Origin of the sequence: Pseudomonas sp. LPB4.O, assembly GCF_038383825.1 — a bacterium.
Classification (GTDB): domain Bacteria; phylum Pseudomonadota; class Gammaproteobacteria; order Pseudomonadales; family Pseudomonadaceae; genus Aquipseudomonas; species Aquipseudomonas putida.
On sequence record NZ_CP151298.1, the window covers coordinates 5,747,571 to 5,766,661 of the forward strand.

Consider the following 19,091-nt stretch of genomic DNA (forward strand, 5'->3'; position numbering starts at 1 on the left):
TCCACAAGTAGTCTGCCTATGTCCCTGCGCGTGTACCTTCGCACAGCCCTGCTCGGGCTGTGCCTGTCCCTTTCCTTTGCGGCCAACGCGGCAGAGGCCCCGACCACCGCCAGCATCCAGAACAGCCTCGACAAGATCGCCGAGCGCAAACTGCCCGAGGCTGACCAGAAGGCCCTGCAGCAAGTGCTCGAACAGACATTGAGCCTGCTTGCCAGCAAGGAAGACAACGAAAGGAAGCTCGCCGCACTCAAGCAGCAGCTGACCAGTGCCCCCAAGGAAACCAGTGACAGCCAGAAGGAGCTCGCCAGGCTCAAGGAAAGCAAGGCGCAGCCTGTCGCTCAACGCTACGCCGCCCTCAGCGTGCCACAGCTCGAGCAAATGCTCAGCGAACGCAACACCCTGCAGGGCGAGCTGCAGAAAGCGCTGTCCGAAGCCAACAGCCTGATCATCAACTCGCAAACCCGCCCGGAACGCGCCCAGGCCGAAATCAGCAACAGCCAGGCCCGTACCCAGCAGATCAACAGCATCCTCAAAACCGGCAAGGATGGCGGCAAATCGATCAACGCCGACCAGCGCAACCAGCTGAACGCCGAACTGGCCTCGCTCAACGCGCTTACCCTGCTGCGCCGCCAGGAACTGGCTGGCAACAGCCTGCTGCAAGACCTGGGCAACGCCCGCCACGACCTGCTGATCGAGCGTGCCGCGCGCCTGGAGCAGGAAATCCAGGACCTGCAGACGCTGATCAACGATAAACGGCTGGCCCAGTCGCAAGAGGCGGTCACCCAGCAATCAATCGAGGCCCAGAAAGCCGGCGGCAGCAGCCTGCTGGCCAGCGAGAGCGCGGCCAACCTCAAGCTTTCCGACTACCTGCTCAAAAGCACCGACCGCCTCAACGAGCTGACCCAACAGAACTTGCGCACCAAGCAGCAACTCGACAGCCTGACCCAGGCCGATCAGGCGCTGGACGAGCAGATCAGCGTACTCAAGGGCAGCCTGTTGCTGTCGAAGATCCTCTACAAACAGAAGCAGGCGCTACCGCACCTCAAGCTCGACCGTGACCTGGCCGATCAGATCGCCGATATCCGCCTGTACCAGTTCGAGATCAACCAGCAACGCGAACAAATGAGCAGCCCGGTCACCTACGTCGACAAACTGCTGGCCACCCAGCCGCAGGCAGACGTCACCCCGGCCTTGCGCAAAGCCCTGCTGGAGGTGGCGATCACCCGCAGCGATCTGCTCGAGCGCCTGAACCGCGAACTGTCGGCACTGCTCAACGAGTCGATCACCCTGCAACTCAACCAGAAGCAGCTGCTGGGCACCGCGCAGAGCCTGCGCACCACCCTCGACGAACAGATGTTCTGGATCCCCAGCAACAAGCCGCTGGACTGGGACTGGCTGAGCTATGTACCCCAGCGCCTGGCCGACCAGGTCGCCAACCTGCCGTGGGGTTCGGGCCTGAAAGAGCTGGCCGACGGCCTGAGCCAGCGCCCGCTGCTGTTCCTGCCGCTGTTGCTGGTAATCGGCGCCCTGTTGTGGCGGCGCAAGTACCTGTACCAACGGCTGGGCAAGGTGCACCAGGACATCGGCCACTTCCGCCGTGACAGCCAGTGGCACACGCCCCAGGCGATCCTTATCAACATCCTCCTGGCGATGCCGGTCAGCCTTGGCCTGGCGCTGTGCAGCTACGCCCTGCAGATCGACGCCCGCGGGCAAAACGCCAACCTCGGCGCCGCCCTCTGGCAACTGGCCCAGGCCTGGCTGGTGTTCTACACCGCCTACCGCATCCTGGCCCCCGGTGGCGTGGCCGAAATCCACTTCCGCTGGCACAAGCCGCAGGTCGAGTTCCTGCGTGGCTGGGTACGCCGCCTGGGCACCGTGGTGCTGGCGCTGGTGGGCGTGGTGGCGGTGGCCGAGCACCAGCCTTCGGCGCTGGCCGACGATGTGCTGGGTATCGGCGTGGTGCTGACCTGCTACGCACTGATGGCCTGGCTGCTCAGCCGCCTGCTGCTCAGCAGCCCCGCGCACCGCGACACCTCGCTGTTCCGCAGGGCCGTGGGCGTAGCGTTCACCGCACTGCCCATCGCCCTGTTCGTCGCCGTGTGTTTCGGCTACTACTACACCGCCTTGAAGCTCACCGACCGACTGATCTACACCCTGTACCTGCTGCTGTTCTGGCTGGTGATCGAGGCGGCGTTCGTGCGCGGGCTGTCGGTGGCGGCACGGCGCCTGGCTTACCAGCGCGCGCTCAGCAAACGGGCAGCGGCCAAGGAAGGGCTGGATGGCGAAGTCATCACCGAAGAGCCGACGCTGGACATCGAGCAGGTCAACCAGCAGTCGCTGCGCCTGATCCGCCTGGCCCTGCTCGGCGGCTTCATCGCCGGCCTGTACTGGGTGTGGGCAGACCTGATCTCGGTGTTCGCCTACCTCAACAACTTCGTCCTGTACGAATACACCAGCGGCACCGGCGCCGCCGCCAGCATGGTGCCGATAAGCCTTGGCGACCTGCTGGGTGCGCTGGTGATCGTCGGCATCACCTTCGCCCTGGCCGGTAACTTGCCGGGCCTGCTGGAAGTGCTGGTGCTGTCACGCCTGAACCTGGCCCAGGGCAGCGCCTATGCCACCACCACGCTGCTGTCGTACACCATTGTCGGCATCGGTATCGTCAGCACCCTGTCGACCCTGGGGGTGAGCTGGGACAAGCTGCAATGGCTGGTGGCCGCGTTGTCGGTGGGCCTGGGCTTCGGCATGCAGGAAATCTTCGCCAACTTCATCTCCGGCATCATGATCCTGTTCGAGCGCCCGGTACGCATTGGCGACACCATCACCATCGGCAACCTGTCGGGCACGGTGAGCAAGATCCGCATCCGCGCCACCACCATCACCGACTTCGACCGCAAGGACATCATCGTCCCCAACAAGACCTTCATCACCGGCCAACTGATCAACTGGTCGCTGACCGACACGGTCACCCGGGTAACGCTGAAGCTGGGCATCGACTACGGCTCGGACCTGGACCTTGTACGCGACCTGCTGCTCAAGGGCGCACACGAAAACCCGCGCGTGCTCAAGGACCCGGAACCGATCGTGTACTTCCTCAACTTTGGTGAAAGCTCGCTGGACCACGAGTTGCGCATGCACGTGCGCGACCTGGGCGACCGCAACCCGACGCTGGACGAGATCAACCGCTACATCAACCGCGAGTTCAAGGCCCACAACATCAAGATCTCGGTACGCCAGGTCGAGGTGTTCCTGATGGACCAAAAGGGCGGCAAGCAGCAGCTGATTCCGCTGGAGCAACCTAAACCGGATGGCACTGCACAGGCCTGAGTGGGCTCGAATGCTTTATTCTGTGCTGAATCTCAGGAGCAGCCCGTGAAAGCCCTCGACCAACTCACCTTCGACAACCGCTTCGCCCGCCTGGGCGATGCGTTCTCCACCCAGGTGCTGCCCGAGCCCATTGCAGACCCACGCCTGGTGGTAGCCAGCGAGTCCGCCATGGCCTTGCTTGAGCTCGACCCCGCCCAGGCCGACCAGCCGGTGTTCGCCGAGCTGTTCAGCGGCCACAAGCTGTGGGAAGAAGCCGACCCACGGGCGATGGTCTATTCCGGCCACCAGTTCGGCTCGTACAACCCACGGCTGGGCGATGGCCGCGGCCTGCTGCTGGCCGAAGTACTCAACGACAAAGGCGAGCACTGGGACCTGCACCTCAAGGGCGCCGGCCAGACCCCTTACTCACGCATGGGCGATGGCCGCGCCGTGCTGCGCTCGTCGATACGCGAATTCCTTGCCTCGGAAGCCTTGCACGCACTGGGCATCCCAAGCAGCCGGGCGCTGTGCGTGATCGGCTCCAGCACCGCGGTGTGGCGTGAAACCCGCGAAAGCGCCGCCATGCTCACGCGCCTGGCGCAGAGCCATGTGCGTTTCGGCCATTTCGAGTATTTCTACTACACCAAGCAGCCCGAGCAGCAGCGCGTGCTGATCGACCATGTACTGGAGCAACACTACCCCGAATGCCGTGACGCCGAACAACCGTACCTGGCCATGTTTCACACCATCGTCGAGCGCAACGCCGAACTGATTGCCCGCTGGCAGGCCTATGGCTTCTGCCACGGGGTGATGAACACCGACAACATGTCGATCCTGGGCATCACCTTCGACTTCGGCCCGTACGCCTTCCTCGACGACTTCGACGCCAACTTCATCTGCAACCACTCCGACGACCGTGGCCGCTACAGCTACGCCAACCAGGTTCCCATCGCCCACTGGAACCTCAGCGCGCTGGCCCAGGCCCTGACCACCGTGATCGAAGTTGAGCCGTTGAAGGAAGCGTTGGGGCTGTTCCTGCCGCTGTACCAGGCCCATTATCTGGACCTGATGCGCCGGCGTCTGGGCCTGACCACTGCCGATGACGACGACATGGCGCTGGTCGAACGCCTGCTGCAGTGCATGCAGCGTGGCGGCGTGGACTACAACCTGTTCTTCCGAAAACTCGGTGAGCAGCCGGTGGCCGATGCGCTGAAAGTGGTGCGCGACGACTTCATCGACCTGGCCGGCTTCGATGCCTGGGGTGCAGATTACCTGGCCCGCTGTGAACGTGAACCCGGCAATGCCGAAGGCCGCCGTGAACGGATGCATGCGGTGAACCCGCTGTATGTGCTGCGCAACTACCTGGCGCAAAAAGCCATCGAAGCGGCTGAAGCGGGGGACTACAGTGAAGTGCGGCGATTGCACCAGGTACTGACCAGACCCTTCGAGGAACAGCCCGGGATGCAGGCCTACGCCGAGCGGCCGCCGGAATGGGGCAAGCACCTGGAAATCAGCTGCTCTTCCTGATTGATGATTGCTCTACCGGCCCTATCGCCGGCAAGCCAGCGCCCACAGGTAAAGTGCCAGACTTGAGGCAAGCGGTCCCCCTGTGGGAGCTGGCTTTCCGGCGATAGGGCCCGAACAAACAACACAAGGAATTGATATGTCCGACCCACTGGTAATCCCCTGCCCCCACTGCAACGGCCTCAACCGCCTGCCCGCCGAGCGCCTGGGCGATGCCCCGAAATGCGGCCGCTGCAAACAGGAGGTGCTGTTGAGCACCCCCTTCGAGCTCACCGAAACCAGCTACGCCAGCCAGATCAAAGGCGACCTGCCGCTGCTGGTCGACATCTGGGCCGACTGGTGCGGCCCGTGCAAATCCTTCGCCCCCACCTTCGAACAGGCTGCCCGCCAACTTGCCGGCCGCTGCCGCCTGGCCAAGCTCGACAGCGAAGCCAACCGCAACCTCGCCGGGCAACTGGGCATCCGCTCGATCCCCAGCCTGCTGCTGTTCAAGAACGGGCGCGAAATCAGCCGCCAGGCCGGGGCGTTTCCACTCCAGTCGTTGCTGGAGTGGGTGCGTAGCCAAGGGGTCTAATTCTCAGGCATTTGCCAGTAGCGACTCATAGGGAATACGAAGGCCATCATGCAGGCGCTTGATCATCGAAAGGCTTAGCCCACGCTTCCCATTCAATACTTCCGATACTCGGCCGCTTGGGCCGATATATGGCTCAAGATCACGTGGGGTAAGGCCCTGCTGATCCATGCAGAACTTGATGGCCTCGATGGGATTGGCGGGATGAATGGGATAGTGCTTGTTTTCGTACACTTCAATCAGTGTCACAAGCACCTCCATTTCATCAGCTTCTGGCGTGCCCGCTTTTGCCTGGAAAATGGCCTCGAGCCGCTGGAACGCGGCTCGAAGGTCGTCATCATTGCGGATCGGCTTAATATTCACAGACTGTCTCCACGTCAATCTCGTCGTAGCGCTTGTGCGTACCTACGAACTTCACCCAGGCAATACCGGCTCGATACTGCATCTCGACCACAAGCCGATACTTGTTCCCCCCGATGTTGAAAACCACGCGGTTCTTGCCGCAGATGCTGGCGTTGCCAATCTGATCTTTTACATCCTGTGGCGTTCGCCAGATAGCTTTGAGCGCCATATCGTGCCAGCTTTCCAAGGCCGCTTTGGCATCTTCATGCCCAGGCAATTCCCAGAACTTCACCAAGCTGCTTTTGGCAATGACGCGCATCCAAGCAAATCTCCCGTTTTGGGAGATTATGCTTGGGACTTGGATACAGTGCAAGCGTCAGGCAGGCGCTATTCGCTGCGCTCAAGCAAATCGTGCAACTCGACAAACTGCTGGGTCAGCTTGTGCCGCGGTTCCAGGTGAATCAGCGGCAGGCTGGCGTGGTGCGATTCGCGCATCTTCACCGAGCTGCCCAGGTACACCGGAAGCACCGGCAGGCCTTCGGCCAGCAGTTCGTCGAGCATCTGCTGCGGCAGGCTGGCACGCGACTGGAACTGGTTGACCACAATGCCTTCGACCATCAGGTCTTCGTTATGGTCTTCCTTGAGGTCTTCGATCTCGGCCAGCAGGCCGTACAGGGCCTGGCGCGAGAAGCTGTCGCAGTCAAAGGGGATCAGCACACGATCAGCGGCGATCAACGCGGAAACCGCGTAGAAGTTAAGCGCCGGCGGGGTATCGATGTAGATACGCTCGTAGTCCTCGTCCAGCTCGTCGAGCAACTTACGCAGCTTGTTGATTTTGTGCTTGGCCTCAAGCTTGGGCTGCAGGTCAGCCAACTCGGCAGTGGCCGTGACCACGTGCAGGTTGTCGAACGGGGTTTCGTAGATATCGACCTTGTTCTTCTTGCTGAACGGCCCGCTGGACAGGCTTTGCTTGAAGAAGTCGGCGATACCCATGGGGATGTCCTCGCCGGTCAGGCCGGTGAGGTACTGGGTCGAGTTGGCCTGGGCATCCAGGTCGATCAACAAGGTCCGATAGCCTTCATTGGCACTGACCGCCGCCAGGTTGCAGGCGATGCTCGACTTGCCCACGCCACCTTTCTGATTGAACACCACGCGCCGCATGATTGACCTCCGTGTTTCAACGAATGCCCGAGTATGTGGCGGCACTGCGGCAATGGCCAGCGCCATTTGGCCTGCATTACCCCTGGCCGACCACCTGCCCCGTCAACAGCTCGGCAAACGCCTTGGCCATCACCGAATTGCCGCGCTCGCGCTGCACCAGCCACACCGCCGACATCGCCCCCTCATCCAGCAGCGTGCGGTACACCACGCCTTCGATGCGCATACGCTGGAACGACGCCGGCAACACCGACACCCCCAGCCCCGCCGACACCAGGCCGATGATGGTCATCGCCTCCCCGGCCTCCTGGGCAAAGTGCGGGCTGAAGCCTGCCTGCCGCGCCAGGCTGAGCAACTGGGCATGCAGGCCGCTGCCATAACTGCGCGGGAAGAATACGAACGGCTCGTGGGCCAGCGCCGCCATGTGCACCCCTTGCTCAGTGCTTTCAGCCAGCGGATGCGATGCGTTGATGACCGCCACCAGCGGCTCGCGGAACAACTCGGTGGCCACCAACCCTTCCGGCAACGGCATCGGCCGCATCAGCCCCACTTCGATGGACTCGTCGAACACCCCTTCGGCCACATCGCGGCTGCTCATTTCCTTGAGGTTCAGGTGCACCGCCGGGAAGCGCTGGCGGAAGGCATGAATGGCCTTGGGAATCTTCGAGGTGAACGGGGCCGACGAGGTAAAGCCGATCTTCATCTCGCCCAGCTCACCCAACTGCGCGCGCCGAGCCACGTCGGCGGCCTTCTCCACCTGCGCCAGCACCTGACGGGCCTCTTCGAGGAACAGCCGCCCTGCCTCGCTCAGTTCCACCCGACGGTTGGTACGCTCGAACAGCCTGGCACCCAGTTCCTGTTCCAGGGCCTGGATCTGCTGGCTCAGGGGCGGCTGGGAAATACCAAGTTGCTGGGCGGCACGACCAAAGTGCAGTTCTTCGGCCACGGCGATGAAGTAACGCAGATGACGCAGCTCCATGATCAGCTCCGAATGATTCGAAAAAAGTCTTAAATAGGTCGAACAATATATTGGATCTAATCATTAGCCAGCTATATGCTTTTTTCATTGCGCCAGAGGTACTCGCCCGTGAAAACTGCTGTAGCCCCCCTTCCCGCCGAGCCAGAACCTGCTCTACTGAACGAAATGTGGATCGAAAAAGGCACCCCCGCCTTCATGAAGACCGTGCTGGCCCTGTTCAGCGGCGGCTTCGCCACCTTCGCCCTGCTGTACTGCGTGCAGCCGATGATGCCGCTGCTGTCAAAGGAGTTTTCCATCAACGCGGCCCAGAGCAGCCTGGTACTGTCGGTGTCCACCGCCATGCTGGCGTTCGGCCTGTTGATCACCGGCCCCATTTCTGACCGCATCGGGCGCAAGCCGGTGATGGTCTTTGCCCTGGTTTGCGCCGCCCTCTCCACTCTGGCCAGCGCGGTGATGCCAAGCTGGGAACTGGTACTGGCCACCCGCGCCCTGGTTGGCCTGTCACTGAGCGGCCTGGCTGCTGTGGCCATGACCTACCTGAGCGAAGAAATCCACCCACAGCACATCGGCCTGGCCATGGGCCTGTACATCGGCGGCAACGCCATTGGCGGCATGAGCGGCCGGCTGATTACCGGTGTGCTGATCGACTTCGTCAGCTGGCACACGGCCATGCTGACCATCGGTGGCCTGGCCTTGGTCGCCGCACTGGTGTTCTGGAAGGTGCTGCCCGAATCGCGCAACTTCCGCCCGCGGATGATGAGCCCGCGCAGCCTGCTGGACGATTTTGTCATGCACTTCAAGGATGCAGGGCTGCCTTGGCTGTTCCTTGAAGCCTTCCTGCTGATGGGCGCCTTCGTCACCCTGTTCAACTACATCGGCTACCGCTTGCTGGCCGAGCCTTACCACATGAACCAGGCGCTGGTGGGCTTGCTGTCGGTGGTCTACCTGTCCGGTATCTACAGCTCGGCACAAGTCGGCGCGCTGGCGGACAAGCTGGGCCGGCGCAAGGTGTTCTGGGCCAGTATCGTGGTGATGGCGGGTGGCTTGCTGATGACCCTGGCCAGCCCGCTGGCGATGGTGATCGTGGGCATGCTGGTGTTCACGTTCGGCTTCTTTGGCGCGCACTCGGTGGCCAGCAGCTGGATTGGCCGCCGGGCGTTGAAGGCCAAGGGGCAGGCATCGTCGCTGTACCTGTTCAGCTATTACGCAGGGTCCAGCGTGGCGGGTACGGCGGGCGGGGTGTTCTGGCATCAATGGGGGTGGAACGGGATCGGGCTGTTCATTGGCAGCTTGTTGGCCGTAGCGTTGCTGGTGGCGTTGCACCTGAGCAAGTTACCACCCAAGACAGCCTGAGCATGGGGCTGCTTTGCAGCCCAAACGCCGGCAAGCCAGCTCCCACAGGAACCCACAAGGCTCATGACCTGTGGAGTACCTGTGGGAGCTGGCTTGCCGGCGATTGGGCCCTCAGATCAGTTGATGATCTCGACAATATCCACATCCACTTCCCGGCTCATCAGGTGCTTTTCCACCTCACCGGTCAGCTTCACCTTGGTCTTGTCGTTGAAGGGCGTCGGTGGCAGGTCTTCGTCGTCGATTTCAACGGTGATGGTGCCGGTGTTGTCCTTGAACTCGTACTTGTCGTCGTTGTTGATCTTCTTGGTCACATACCCCTGCAGCACCACAGGCGTGTCATCGGCAGCGTCGTTGGCAGCTGCCACGGTGGTGACCGACTGGGCGCCGGGGCCGGTATAGCTTGCGGCCAGTGCAGCGGTGCTGAACAGAGGGGCGAGGATCAGGGCGAAGTAATGTGCTTTCATGAGGATCGGGTCCTGTTTCGGTTTCGATGGGACCAGATTAACGACGTTCGCTGAATCAAAACTTAATGCAACAAAAAGCCCGGCACAGGGCCGGGCTTTTTGTTTTCAGCATTCAACTCACTGGTGGTACTGCGCCGACAGCTCGTGAACGGCATTGATAAACACGCCAGCATGCTCCGGGTCGACTTCCGGGGTAATGCCGTGGCCAAGGTTGAACACATGACCGGTGCCATGGCCGTAGCTGGCCAGGATGCGCGCCACTTCCTGGCGGATGGCTTCCGGCTTGGCGTATAGAACGGTCGGGTCCATGTTGCCTTGCAAGGCTACTTTGTCGCCCACGCGGCGGCGGGCATCGCCGATTTCGCAAGTCCAGTCCAGGCCCAGTGCGTCGGCACCGGCTTCAGCAATACTTTCCAGCCACAGGCCGCCGTTCTTGGTGAACAGGATCACCGGCACCTTGCGCCCTTCGTGCTCGCGGATCAGGCCGCTGACGATCTTGCGCATGTAGGCGAGGGAGAATTCCTGATAGGCCGCCGCAGACAGGTTGCCGCCCCAGGTGTCGAAGATCTGCACAGCCTGGGCGCCGGCGAGGATCTGGCCGTTGAGGTAGCTGGTGACCGACTGGGCCAGTTTGTCCAGCAGCAGGTGCAGGGCTTGCGGGTTGTCGTAGGCCATGGCCTTGGTCTTGCGGAAGTCCTTCGACGAGCCACCTTCGACCATGTAGGTGGCCAAGGTCCACGGGCTGCCGGAGAAGCCGATCAACGGCACGCGGCCATTGAGCTCACGGCGGATGGTGCTGACCGCGTCCATCACATAGCCCAGATCTTTCTGCGGGTCGGGGATCGGCAACGCTTCGATGTCGGCCGGGGTGCTGATGACCTTCTTGAAACGCGGGCCTTCGCCGGTTTCGAAGTACAGGCCCAGGCCCATGGCATCGGGGATGGTGAGGATGTCCGAGAACAGGATCGCCGCGTCCAGCGGGTAGCGCTCCAGCGGCTGCAGGGTGACCTCGCAGGCAAACTGCGGGTTCATGCACAGGCTCATGAAGTCACCGGCCTTGGCGCGGCTGGCGCGGTACTCCGGCAGGTAGCGCCCGGCCTGGCGCATCATCCACACCGGGGTGACGTCTACAGGTTGCTTGAGCAGTGCACGCAGGAAACGGTCGTTCTTCAGGGCAGTCATGTCGGCATCCGGAAAAATAGTGCGGGCATTTTCTCAGACGCCAGCGCAAAAGGCACGGCCATGGCCATGCGTTTTGTCTATTGGATGCCACAGATCAAGCGTTTTTGTATACAAAAATGCCCTGGGGCTGCTTTGCAGCCCTATTCGCGGCACAAGGCCGCTCCTACAGGGAATCGCATATCTCCTGTAGGAGCGGCCTTGTGCCGCGATGGGCCGCAAAGCGGCCCCAACAATGGATCAGACTTCGAGATAGTCCAGGATACCTTCGGCAGCCGTACGCCCTTCGAAGATGGCGGTTACCACCAGGTCCGAACCGCGCACCATGTCGCCACCGGCAAACACTTTCGGGTTACTGGTCTGGTGCTTGAACTTGCCCTTCTCCGGGGCTACCACGCGGCCCTGGCTGTCCAGCTGGATGCCATGCTGCTCGAACCACGGCGCCGGGCTTGGGCGGAAGCCGAAGGCGATCACCACGGCATCGGCCGGCAGGATCTCCTCGGAACCCGGTATCGGCTCAGGGCTGCGGCGGCCACGGGCATCCGGCTCGCCGAGACGGGTCTCGACCACCTTCACGCCTTCCACCTTGTCCTCACCGACGATAGCGATGGGCTGGCGGTTGTAGAGGAACTTCACGCCCTCTTCCTTGGCGTTTTTCACCTCTTTGCGCGAACCCGGCATGTTGGCCTCGTCACGGCGATAGGCGCAGGTGACCGCTTGCGCGCCCTGGCGGATCGACGTGCGGTTGCAGTCCATTGCGGTGTCACCACCGCCCAGCACCACAACCTTCTTGCCCCGCATGTCGACGAAGTCTTCCGGCGACTTCTCGAAGCCCAGGTTGCGGTTGACGTTGGCGATCAGGAAGTCCAGCGCGTCATGCACGCCCGGCAGGTCCTCCCCCGGAAAGCCGCCCTTCATGTAGGTGTAGGTACCCATGCCCATGAAGACTGCGTCGTACTCGGCGAGCAGCTGCTCCATGGTGATGTCGGTGCCCACCTCGGTGTTCAGGCGGAACTCGATGCCCATGCCGGTGAACACTTCACGGCGGTTGCTGAGCACGGTCTTTTCCAGCTTGAACTCAGGGATGCCAAAGGTCAGCAGGCCGCCGATTTCCGGGTTCTTGTCGAAGACCACCGGGGTTACCCCAGCGCGTACCAGCACGTCGGCGCAGCCCAGGCCAGCCGGGCCGGCACCGATGATGGCGACGCGCTTGCCGGTTGGCTTGACCTTGGACATGTCCGGGCGCCAGCCCATGGCGAAGGCGGTGTCGGTGATGTATTTCTCCACCGAACCAATGGTCACCGCGCCGAAGCCGTCGTTCAGGGTGCAGGCACCTTCACACAGACGGTCTTGCGGGCACACGCGGCCACACACTTCCGGCAGGGTGTTGGTCTGGTGCGACAGCTCGGCCGCAGCCAGGATGTTGCCTTCGGACACCAGCTTCAACCAGTTGGGGATGAAGTTGTGCACCGGGCACTTCCATTCGCAATACGGGTTACCGCAACCCAGGCAGCGGTGCGCCTGCTCTACGGACTGCTGCGGCTTGAACGGTTCGTAGATTTCCACGAACTCCTTCTTGCGCTGGCGCAGCAGCTTTTTCTTCGGGTCCTTGCGGCCCACTTCGATGAACTGGAAGTCGTTATTCAGACGTTCAGCCATTTTTCAAAACCTCTTTACAGCAGCTGCAAGCTACACGCTGCAAGCCGCAAGACGATCACTTAAGCCGGGCAAACCTCGTACTGCCTTTACGTGCAGCTTGAGGCTTGCCACTTGCAGCTGTTTTTACTGCGGGTTGGCACGGGTGCTGGACAACAGTTGCTTCAGGTTGGCTGCCTTCGGCTTCACCAGCCAGAAGCGCCGCACGTAGTCGTCCAGGTTCTCCGAGAGCTCACGCCCCCACTCGCTGCCGGTTTCTTCCACATACTCGCCAAGGACGCGCGCCAGGTGGCTGCGGTAGGCCTCCATCGCTTCACCACTGATACGCTGGATTTCCACCAGCTCGTGGTTGAGCTTGTCGACGAAGCTATTGTCCATGTCGAGCACGTAGGCGAAGCCGCCAGTCATGCCAGAACCGAAGTTGTAACCGGTCTTGCCCAGGACGCAGACAAAGCCGCCGGTCATGTACTCACAGCAGTGATCGCCAGTGCCCTCGACAACAGCGTGGGCGCCGGAGTTACGCACAGCGAAGCGCTCGCCCGCAGTGCCCGCGGCAAACAGCTTGCCGCCAGTGGCACCGTACAGGCAGGTGTTGCCGACGATGGCGCTGTGCTGGGTTTCGAACGGGCTGCCGGCTGGCGGCACAATGGTGACCTTGCCACCGGTCATGCCCTTGCCCACGTAGTCGTTGGCATCGCCTTGCAGGTGCAGGTTCAAGCCACCGGCGTTCCACACGCCGAAGCTCTGGCCCGCAGTACCCTTGAAGCGGAAGGTGATCGGGTTGGCGGCCATGCCCTGGTTGCCGTACAGCTTGGCGATTTCGCCAGAGATACGGGCGCCGATGGAGCGGTCGCAGTTGCAGATGTCGAGGCTGAACTCGCCACCGGCCTGATCGCGGATCGCCGGCAGGGCCATTTCCACCATCTTCTCGGCCAGCTCGCCCTTGTCGAACGGTGGGTTCTTGTCGACTTCACAGAATTGCGGCTTGTCTGCCGGAATGTGCGAACTGCCCAGCAGCGGCGACAGGTCCAGGTACTGCTGGCGCTCGGTATCGCCTGGCAGCATTTCGAGCAGGTCGGTACGGCCGATCAGCTCGCCCAGGCTGCGTACGCCCAGCTTGGCCAGCCACTCACGGGTTTCTTCAGCGACGAAGGTGAAGAAGTTGATCACCATGTCGACGGTGCCGATGTAGTGGTCCTTGCGCAGCTTGTCGTTCTGGGTGGCCACGCCGGTGGCGCAGTTGTTCAGGTGGCAGATGCGCAGGTACTTGCAGCCCAGGGCGATCATTGGCGCGGTACCGAAGCCGAAGCTTTCGGCGCCGAGGATGGCCGCCTTGATCACGTCCAGGCCGGTTTTCAGGCCGCCGTCGGTCTGTACCCGTACCTTGCCGCGCAGGTCGTTGCCGCGCAGGGTCTGGTGGGTTTCGGCCAGGCCCAGTTCCCACGGGGCGCCGGCGTACTTGATCGAGGTCAGCGGCGAAGCACCGGTACCACCGTCATAACCGGAGATGGTGATCAGGTCGGCATAGGCCTTGGCAACGCCAGCGGCAATGGTGCCGACGCCGGCTTCCGCCACCAGCTTGACCGATACCAGCGCCTGCGGGTTGACCTGCTTGAGGTCGTAGATCAGCTGCGCCAGGTCTTCGATCGAGTAGATATCGTGGTGCGGCGGCGGCGAGATCAGGGTCACGCCCGGTACCGCATAACGCAGCTTGGCGATCAGGCCGTTGACCTTGCCGCCCGGCAGCTGGCCGCCTTCACCCGGCTTGGCGCCCTGGGCAACCTTGATCTGCAGCACTTCGGCGTTGACCAGGTATTCCGGGGTCACACCAAAGCGGCCAGTGGCCACCTGCTTGATCTTGGAGCTCTTGATGGTGCCGTAGCGCGACGGGTCTTCACCGCCTTCACCGGAGTTGGAACGCGCGCCCAGGCGGTTCATGGCCTCGGCCAGCGCTTCGTGAGCCTCTGGCGACAGTGCGCCCAGCGAGATACCAGCGGAGTCGAAGCGCTTGAGGATGGCCTCCAGCGGCTCGATCTGCTCCAGCGCCAGTGGCTGGTCGGCCACTTTCACCTTGAGCAGGTCACGGATCATCGACACCGGGCGCTGGTCGACCAGCGTGGTGTATTCCTTGAACTTGGAGTAGTCGCCCTGCTGCACGGCGGCTTGCAGGGTGTTGACCACGTCCGGGTTGTAGGCGTGGTACTCGCCACCGTGGACGAACTTCAGCAGGCCACCTTGCTGGATCGGCTTGCGCGCGCTCCAGGCTTCGGCCGCCAGCAGCTTCTGGTCGCTTTCCAGGTCTACGAAGCGCGCGCCCTTGATGCGGCTGGACACGCCCTTGAAGCTCAGGCCGACCACTTCCTCGGCCAGGCCGATGGCTTCGAACAGTTGCGCACCGCGGTAAGAGGCGATGGTGGAGATACCCATCTTCGACAGGATCTTCAGCAGGCCCTTGGAGATGCCCTTGCGGTAGTACTTGAACACTTCGTCCAGGTCGCCCAGCACTTCGCCGGTACGAATCAGGTCAGCCAGTACTTCATACGCCAGGTACGGGTAAACGGCCGAGGCACCGAAGCCCAGCAGCACGGCGAAGTGGTGCGGGTCGCGGGCAGTAGCGGTTTCTACCAGGATGTTGCTGTCGCAACGCAGGCCCTGTTCGGTCAGGCGGTGGTGTACCGCGCCAACGGCCAGCGAAGCGTGCACCGGCAGCTTGCCCGGGGCGATGTAGCGGTCGCTCAGCACCAGCTGGGTCTTGCCAGCGCGCACGGCTTCTTCAGCCTGGTCGGCAATGTTGCGAATGGCCGCTTCCAGGCCGACGCTCTGCTCATAGTTGAGGTCGATCAGCTGACGGTCAAAACCTTCGCGCTCCAGGTTCATCAGCGAACGCCACTTGGCGGGCGAGATGACCGGCGAGCTGAGGATGACCCGCGAAGCGTGCTCCGGGGACTCCTGGAAGATGTTGCGCTCGGCGCCCAGGCAGATCTCCAGCGACATCACGATGGCTTCGCGCAGCGGGTCGATCGGTGGGTTGGTCACTTGGGCGAACTGCTGGCGGAAGAAGTCGAAAGGCGAACGCACACGCTGCGACAGCACGGCCATCGGCGTGTCGTCACCCATCGAGCCAACGGCTTCCTGGCCCTGCTCACCCAGCGGGCGCAGCACCTGGTCACGCTCTTCGAAGGTGACCTGGAACATCTTCATGTATTGCTTGAGCTGGTCAGCGTCGTAGCTGGCCGCGCCCTGGTCGTCGGTCAGCGTCGCCTGAATGCGGGTAGCGTGCTGACGCAGCCAGCGCTTGTAAGGGTGGCGCGACTTCAGGCGGTTGTCGATGGCGTCGGTGTCGAGGATCTGGCCGGTTTCAGTGTCCACGGCGAGGATCTGACCCGGGCCGACACGGCCCTTGGCCAGCACTTCCTCAGGCTGGTAACCCCATACGCCGATTTCCGAGGCGATGGTGATGTAGCCATTGGTGGTAGTCACCCAGCGCGCCGGGCGCAGGCCGTTACGGTCGAGCAGGCACACCGCGTGGCGGCCTTCGGTCATGACGATACCGGCCGGGCCATCCCACGGCTCCATGTGCATGGAGTTGTATTCGTAGAAGGCGCGCAGGTCGGCGTCCATGGTCTCGACGTTCTGCCAGGCTGGCGGCACCAGCATGCGCACGCCGCGGAACAGGTCGATGCCACCGGTCACCATCAGCTCCAGCATGTTGTCCATGCTCGACGAGTCGGAACCGACGCGGTTGACCAGCGGGCCGAGCTCCTCGAGGTCGGGGATCTGGTCATTGGCGAACTTGGTGCGACGGGCCATGGCCCAGTTGCGGTTGCCGGTGATGGTGTTGATCTCGCCGTTGTGGGCGAGGAAGCGGAATGGCTGAGCCAGCGGCCATTTCGGCAGGGTGTTGGTGGAGAAGCGCTGGTGGAACACGCAGATCGCGGTTTGCAGACGCTCGTCACCCAGGTCTGGATAAAACGCCGCGAGATCGCGCGGCATCATCAGGCCTTTGTAGATGATGGTCTTGTGCGAGAAGCTGCAGATGTAGTGGTCGCTGTCGTGGGCGTTAGCCACCGACGAACGGCGACGGGCACTGAACAGCTTGATAGCAAATTCCTGGTCGCTCAGGCCTTCACCGCCGATGAACACCTGCTCGATCTGCGGCAGGCGCTCCAGGGCCAGGCGGCCGAGTACGCTGGTGTCGATCGGTACCTTGCGCCAGCCGACCAGTTTCAGGCCAGCGGCGAGGATTTCGCGGTCCATGTTGGCGCGGGCAGCTTCGGCTTTGACCGGGTCCTGGTTGAAGAACACCATGCCGACGGCGTACTGCTTGGGCAGTTCGACGGCGAAGTGTTGCTGGGCCACGGCTCGCAGGAATTGATCGGGCTTCTGCATGAGCAGACCGCAACCGTCGCCGGTCTTGCCGTCGGCGTTGATACCGCCGCGGTGAGTCATGCAAGTCAGCGCCTGCATGGCGGTTTGCAGAAGGTGGTGGCTCGGTACGCCCGTCATATGGGCGATCAGGCCAAAACCACAGTTGTCCTTGAATTCTTCGGGATGGTACAGACCTGTTTTCATAGACACATTCTCACCAGGTTCACCTCTCAACGGAGGCAAATCTCTTTTTTTAACAACCACTTACCATCCACGCCGATCAAACGCCAGCTTTTTTGCGGTGGTCATGGAAAACCATTGTTGCACAGCGACAGCGATGCCCACAAATTTTCATGTCTCACCATTGAAAATTTATGTCGCAATTTTGAATGTTTTTGCGCCATGCGCCGTGATAACGGCTTGGCTCGAGTCTGAAGCGTTTCAGCCATGACTGCAACTAGGGGCTTGTGGCCGGCAGTCTGGGACAGAAAAGCCTGCCGCGTTCAAACGCAGCAGGCTATTCGAAAGTCAGTAATCGCTCAGCAACTGGGCGGCGGGGTGATGCCGCCCGGAAGGTATCAGCGGGCCGTGGCCAGCTCTTGTTGGACGCTGCCGACGGTACGTGGCCAAGGTTTACCAGCCTGGACCTTCTCTGGCAAGTTCTTGATTGCCGCAACCGCTGCATCGCGGTTGGCGAAGCTGCCATAGGTGACTACGTACAGCGGCTTGCCCTGCAGGTTTTTCTTGAAGTAGCGATAGTCGCCACCCTGGCTCTTGACGAACGCCTGGGCCGAGGCCTCGGAGCTGGTGCCCAGGATCTGCACCACGTAATTGCCCGGTTTCTGCGCGGAGTACCAGCCGCTGTTGCCGCTGCCACTGGCGGCAGGTTTTTCGGCAGGCTTGGCGGCCGGCTTGGCCACGGCGACCTGGGTAGGCGCGGGTGCAGGCTTGGCAGGTGCAACCGGCTTCGCAGGCTGGGTTGCAACAGGCTTGGGCGCAGGCGCAACCGGCTGTACCGGCGCAGTAGCCACAGGCTGTGCAGGCACAGGTGCCGGGCCAGCGGGCACGCCTTGCGGCGGCGCAATGGTGGTCACGGTTGGCGGCGGGTTGCCAGGCTGCAGGGCAGTGTCACCCGCCGGGCTGCCTTCTTCACCCTCACCCATGCCCGCGGCCTGGGCCAGCGGTTCGCGCATTACAGGCTGGGACTGGCCAACCAGTGGCAACGGCATCGGCTGGGAAGAGCCGGAGAACTCGATATTGGCACCCTGCTTGCCGTCGCCAAGCGGCAACTGGGCCTGGGCGGCTGGCGCCTCAGCGGGTGGCTTGTCGCCTTTCTTGGGCATCAACACTGCGGCCGCAACAGCGACCACGACCACAGCGGACAGCGCGAGCACATGTTTTTTAGGCATCTTGAACCCCATGGATGGTCGCTTGACCGTCGAACGGCTGGCGATCATGGCTTCGATCAAAGTGTCACGGGCGACCTGGTTGATGTTGCCAGGCCAGCCGTCGGAGTGTTCATGGATATCGACGATCTGTTCACGGCTGAACACCTCGATGCCCCGGCCAGCCCCTTCCAGGCGCTGCTCCAGGTACTCGCGGGTTTCTTCTTCACTGTAGGGGGCAAGCTCGATGATGTGGAAGCGTTCTTCCTCGACATTGAGCTCGTCCAGCCCGGCAATCAGTGAAGGCTCACCGAACAGGAACACGTGCGGGCGCCCTTCCGGTACCCCCGCCGCCAACTCCAGCAACGCTTGGAGTGCCGACTCGTCGAGTTGTTCCGCATCGTCCACCAGCAAATACACTTCCTGCCCGGTCAGTGCCAGCTGCACCACCTTGGACAGGATCGCCTGCACTTCGGGCTGGGCCACACCCAGGTCCTGCGCGACCTGGGCAAGCATGCTGGAAGCATCGCTGGCACTGCGGGCAGACACCACCACACTCTGCACAGCCTGCTTGTTGGTGCTGGCCACCAGGGCCTGGCGCAGCAGCGACTTGCCGCTGCCCAGCGGGCCGCTGACCACCAGCATCAGCTGGCTGTAGCGCGCCAGGTGGTGCAGTTGGCCAAGCACGGGCTTGCGCTGGGCCGGGAAGAACTTGAAGCCGGGCACACGGGGCGCGAACGGATCGTGGCTCAACTGGTAATGGTCGAGAAAGGCCTCATCGGCATGCAAACTGGTCATTGCGCTGT

At 62.4% G+C, this 19,091-nt stretch carries 13 protein-coding genes; 4 read left to right on the forward strand and 9 right to left on the reverse strand.

Annotated elements, in window-relative coordinates:
* Window positions 1-18: 18 nt before the first annotated feature.
* From mscK to trxC, 3 genes are all read left to right on the forward strand, one after another.
* Window positions 19-3,327 (forward strand): mechanosensitive channel MscK, encoded by a 3,309-nt coding sequence (gene mscK, locus MRBLPB4O_RS25975; RefSeq protein WP_341796995.1) that lies wholly within the window; start codon window positions 19-21, stop codon window positions 3,325-3,327.
* 45 nt (window positions 3,328-3,372) lie between these two features.
* The gene (locus MRBLPB4O_RS25980) at window positions 3,373-4,833 is read left to right on the forward strand and encodes a YdiU family protein (RefSeq protein WP_341796996.1); all 1,461 of its coding nucleotides are present in this window, start codon (window positions 3,373-3,375) and stop codon (window positions 4,831-4,833) included.
* 136 nt (window positions 4,834-4,969) lie between these two features.
* The gene (gene trxC, locus MRBLPB4O_RS25985; protein WP_341796997.1) at window positions 4,970-5,404 is read left to right on the forward strand and encodes a thioredoxin TrxC; all 435 of its coding nucleotides are present in this window, start codon (window positions 4,970-4,972) and stop codon (window positions 5,402-5,404) included.
* Between the two features lie 3 nt (window positions 5,405-5,407).
* Here the strand turns inward: trxC and MRBLPB4O_RS25990 are convergent, their stop codons facing one another.
* From MRBLPB4O_RS25990 to MRBLPB4O_RS26005, 4 genes are all read right to left on the reverse strand, one after another.
* Window positions 5,408-5,764, reverse strand: coding sequence for a transcriptional regulator (locus MRBLPB4O_RS25990; RefSeq protein WP_341796998.1), 357 nt, complete (start codon window positions 5,762-5,764; stop codon window positions 5,408-5,410).
* A complete protein-coding gene (locus tag MRBLPB4O_RS25995; RefSeq protein ID WP_016502032.1) occupies window positions 5,754-6,062 on the reverse strand; it encodes a type II toxin-antitoxin system HigB family toxin in 309 nt (102 codons plus the stop codon). Before MRBLPB4O_RS25995 ends, MRBLPB4O_RS25990 begins: the two co-directional genes overlap by 11 nt.
* Window positions 6,063-6,130: 68 nt before the next feature.
* The gene (locus tag MRBLPB4O_RS26000) at window positions 6,131-6,904 is read right to left on the reverse strand and encodes a ParA family protein (protein WP_016502033.1); all 774 of its coding nucleotides are present in this window, start codon (window positions 6,902-6,904) and stop codon (window positions 6,131-6,133) included.
* 76 nt (window positions 6,905-6,980) lie between these two features.
* A complete protein-coding gene (locus MRBLPB4O_RS26005; RefSeq protein ID WP_016502034.1) occupies window positions 6,981-7,880 on the reverse strand; it encodes a LysR family transcriptional regulator in 900 nt (299 codons plus the stop codon).
* Between the two features lie 165 nt (window positions 7,881-8,045).
* On the opposite strand from MRBLPB4O_RS26005, the gene MRBLPB4O_RS26010 reads away from it, so the two are divergent.
* Window positions 8,046-9,233 carry an MFS transporter gene (locus tag MRBLPB4O_RS26010; RefSeq protein WP_341798933.1) on the forward strand — a complete coding sequence of 396 codons (1,188 nt, stop codon included), beginning with the start codon at window positions 8,046-8,048 and terminating at the stop codon, window positions 9,231-9,233.
* Window positions 9,234-9,349: 116 nt separating this feature from the next.
* Here the strand turns inward: MRBLPB4O_RS26010 and MRBLPB4O_RS26015 are convergent, their stop codons facing one another.
* The 5 genes from MRBLPB4O_RS26015 to MRBLPB4O_RS26035 all read right to left on the reverse strand — a co-directional run bounded on the left by MRBLPB4O_RS26015 (window position 9,350) and on the right by MRBLPB4O_RS26035 (window position 19,083).
* The gene (locus tag MRBLPB4O_RS26015; protein ID WP_341796999.1) at window positions 9,350-9,697 is read right to left on the reverse strand and encodes a NirD/YgiW/YdeI family stress tolerance protein; all 348 of its coding nucleotides are present in this window, start codon (window positions 9,695-9,697) and stop codon (window positions 9,350-9,352) included.
* 117 nt (window positions 9,698-9,814) lie between these two features.
* Entirely contained in the window at window positions 9,815-10,879 is a 1,065-nt protein-coding gene (gene hemE / locus MRBLPB4O_RS26020; protein WP_174371093.1) for a uroporphyrinogen decarboxylase, read from the reverse strand.
* 237 nt (window positions 10,880-11,116) lie between these two features.
* Complete coding sequence (locus MRBLPB4O_RS26025) at window positions 11,117-12,535, reverse strand: FAD-dependent oxidoreductase (RefSeq protein WP_341797000.1); 1,419 nt, start codon at window positions 12,533-12,535, stop codon at window positions 11,117-11,119.
* Between the two features lie 123 nt (window positions 12,536-12,658).
* Window positions 12,659-17,104 carry a glutamate synthase large subunit gene (gene gltB / locus MRBLPB4O_RS26030; RefSeq protein ID WP_341797001.1) on the reverse strand — a complete coding sequence of 1,482 codons (4,446 nt, stop codon included), beginning with the start codon at window positions 17,102-17,104 and terminating at the stop codon, window positions 12,659-12,661.
* 374 nt (window positions 17,105-17,478) lie between these two features.
* Window positions 17,479-19,083: an AAA family ATPase gene (locus MRBLPB4O_RS26035; RefSeq protein WP_341797002.1), complete on the reverse strand. Its 1,605-nt coding sequence runs from the start codon at window positions 19,081-19,083 to the stop codon at window positions 17,479-17,481.
* Window positions 19,084-19,091 lie beyond the last annotated feature (8 nt).

What these genes read in the sequence shown, in the direction of transcription:
- mscK (WP_341796995.1), top strand. Translation starts at nt 19, where the DNA reads ATGTCCCTGCGCGTGTACCTTCGCACAGCCCTGCTCGGGCTGTGCCTG.
- trxC (WP_341796997.1), top strand. Translation starts at nt 4,970, where the DNA reads ATGTCCGACCCACTGGTAATCCCCTGCCCCCACTGCAACGGCCTCAAC.
- MRBLPB4O_RS25995 (WP_016502032.1), bottom strand. Translation starts at nt 6,062, where the DNA reads ATGCGCGTCATTGCCAAAAGCAGCTTGGTGAAGTTCTGGGAATTGCCT.
- MRBLPB4O_RS26000 (WP_016502033.1), bottom strand. Translation starts at nt 6,904, where the DNA reads ATGCGGCGCGTGGTGTTCAATCAGAAAGGTGGCGTGGGCAAGTCGAGC.
- MRBLPB4O_RS26005 (WP_016502034.1), bottom strand. Translation starts at nt 7,880, where the DNA reads ATGGAGCTGCGTCATCTGCGTTACTTCATCGCCGTGGCCGAAGAACTG.
- MRBLPB4O_RS26010 (WP_341798933.1), top strand. Translation starts at nt 8,046, where the DNA reads ATGTGGATCGAAAAAGGCACCCCCGCCTTCATGAAGACCGTGCTGGCC.
- MRBLPB4O_RS26015 (WP_341796999.1), bottom strand. Translation starts at nt 9,697, where the DNA reads ATGAAAGCACATTACTTCGCCCTGATCCTCGCCCCTCTGTTCAGCACC.
- hemE (WP_174371093.1), bottom strand. Translation starts at nt 10,879, where the DNA reads ATGACTGCCCTGAAGAACGACCGTTTCCTGCGTGCACTGCTCAAGCAA.
- MRBLPB4O_RS26025 (WP_341797000.1), bottom strand. Translation starts at nt 12,535, where the DNA reads ATGGCTGAACGTCTGAATAACGACTTCCAGTTCATCGAAGTGGGCCGC.
- gltB (WP_341797001.1), bottom strand. Translation starts at nt 17,104, where the DNA reads ATGAAAACAGGTCTGTACCATCCCGAAGAATTCAAGGACAACTGTGGT.
- MRBLPB4O_RS26035 (WP_341797002.1), bottom strand. Translation starts at nt 19,083, where the DNA reads ATGACCAGTTTGCATGCCGATGAGGCCTTTCTCGACCATTACCAGTTG.